3 protein-coding genes are annotated in these 2,149 nt (G+C 66.6%); 1 reads left to right on the forward strand and 2 read right to left on the reverse strand.

Annotated features, from left to right (window positions below; genetic code table 11):
• On the forward strand, nucleotides 1–818 hold an 818-nt coding region (locus tag DBR22_RS24740; protein WP_258229279.1), incomplete at its 5' end, for an FAD-dependent oxidoreductase.
• 30 nt (nucleotides 819–848) lie between these two features.
• Here the strand turns inward: DBR22_RS24740 and DBR22_RS18010 are convergent.
• Nucleotides 849–1,874 (reverse strand): nucleoside hydrolase, encoded by a 1,026-nt coding sequence (locus DBR22_RS18010; RefSeq protein WP_108600146.1) that lies wholly within the window; start codon nucleotides 1,872–1,874, stop codon nucleotides 849–851.
• A gap of 12 nt (nucleotides 1,875–1,886) precedes the next feature.
• On the reverse strand, nucleotides 1,887–2,149 hold a 263-nt coding region (locus DBR22_RS18015; RefSeq protein WP_146187561.1), incomplete at its 5' end, for an aldo/keto reductase.

The following is a 2,149-nucleotide window of genomic DNA, read 5'->3' on the forward strand; positions in this document are numbered from 1 at the left end:
TCCTGCGCAACAACGACGAGGAAATCTCCCGGCGCTTCGCTGAGGCTGCCGCCCGCCGCTGGAAGCTTGAGCTGGGGTTCTCGCTCCGCGCTGTGGAGGACACCGGGAACGGCAGGGTCACGGCGGTTTTCGACGACGGCGAGGGCAAGCAGTTGCGCCTCGAGACCGATATCGTGCTGATGGCCACCGGACGCGTGCCCAATACGGACCGGCTGGATGTTGAGGCAGCAGGCTTCGACCTGGACGGGGACGGAACGCTGGCGGTGGACGCGCAGCTGCGGATACTCTCCAACAGCGAGCCGATCGACGGCGTCTTTGCCTTGGGGGACATCGCCAACCCCTACCAGCTCAAACATGTGGCCAACCGGGAGGCCCGGGTGGTCGCCCACAACCTGGAAAATCCCGACGGGATGCGCACCATTGACTACACGGCCGTACCGTTCGCCGTCTTCAGCGAACCCCAGGTCGCTGCCGTGGGAATGACCGAGGAGGAAGCCAGGTCAGGAGCCGCGGAGGGGACAGAGATTGTGGTGGCTGTCCAGGAGTACGCCAGCACGGCCTACGGCTGGGCCATGGAGGACTCAGAGGGCATCGTAAAGCTGATCGCAGAGAAGTCGACCGGCCGCCTGCTGGGCGCCCATGTCCTCGGCCGTGAAGCCTCCCTGCTGATCCAACCGCTGGTCCAGGCCATGGCTCTGTCGACGACCGTGTACGCGCTTGCCCGCGGACCCTATTGGATTCACCCGGCGCTGACCGAAGTGGTGGAGAACGCCCTGCTGGCGCTTGATGTTCCCCGGCCCGCCGACGCTCCCCTGTAAGACTCCTGGGCAGCAGAGCGGGCTGCTTTCCTAGCCAAGCCGCGCAGCGAGCCTGCCGACGGAGGAGATCAGCTCGTCAAAGGCGGCGGCCGGGTTGTTGTCGGTGACGATCCTGGCATTGGGCGGTTTGCCCCACAGGCCCCGGTAGTCAGCGACGGTGGTCCCCACGAGCAACGGAGAGTCCACTTCCACGTCCACGGTGGCCGGGCGGGTGCTGTATTCCAACGTTCCGGCAGCAACACCGGCTGCGAAGAAGTCATGGACATGCGCCAGGTATCCCTGGTTGTAAAGCCGGTGGAATTCGAAGTAGAACCGCAGGGCATCGGACAGGTGGCGCACCAGCGGGTTCCCTGCCCTGCTCCGCAGCCCCTCGGGCTGTTCCGGCAGCACAAGCTCCTCAATGGCACACCCGGCCGCGGCCGCGAGCCGGCGCACATGCCCGGGCCGCAGCTCCATCCGCTCGGTGGTGTCCAGTGAACAGACAATGGGCAGCCGGTCCTCCGGCAGGCCGCTGAAGGCTGCGTAGACTTCCTTCGCCGCCTGCGGATCGACGTGGGTGTTCCACTCCGCCGTCGGCGTGGTGTTGCCCTGGTGGTAGAAACTCCCGCCCATGATGACCACTTTGCCCAGGAGTTCAGGCAGCCGTGGTTCACGCCTGATGGCCAGGGCGAAGTTGGTCAGCGGCGCCGTGATCAGGGCCGTCAGCTCCCCCGGATGGGCCCGGGCCGCTTCCACCCAGATATCCGCGGCATGCCGTGGCGACACTGTGCCGGCAGGGGCGGGAAGGACAGCATGGCCGATGCCCTGTGGTCCGTGGGTCTCCGGCGACACGACAAGGGGTATGGCGAGCGGAACTTCGGCGCCGACGGCGACCTCCACGTTGCCCCGGCCGCACAGCTCCAGCAGGGCAAGGGTGTTGGTTGCCACCTGTTGGGCATCCACGTTCCCCGGGGACGCCGTCACGGCCACAAGCTCCACGTCCGCCAGCGACGCCAGGTATGCCAGGGCGAGAGCGTCGTCTATTCCGGTGTCGACGTCCACCAGCATCCTGGTCATCCGCGCACGCACCTAGAAGAGAGCGACTTTGGGGACCTTGGGAAAAATGTCATCGAGTTCGGCGAGATCCCCGGTGGACGGCACCCATGCTGCCGCTTCGGCGTTCTGGCGGATCTGTTCGGGCCTGGTGGCTCCGGCGATCACGCTGCCGACGGCGGGCTGGGCCGCGAGCCAGGAGAAGGCGACCTGGATTTCGGTGAGGCCGCGTTCTCGCGCGAAGGAGCTGAAGCGCCCGAGCTGGTTCCAGTCGGCGTCGTGCACCATATTCGTGCGGG

The organism is Arthrobacter sp. HMWF013, assembly GCF_003061105.1.
In the GTDB taxonomy this organism is placed as follows: domain Bacteria; phylum Actinomycetota; class Actinomycetes; order Actinomycetales; family Micrococcaceae; genus Arthrobacter.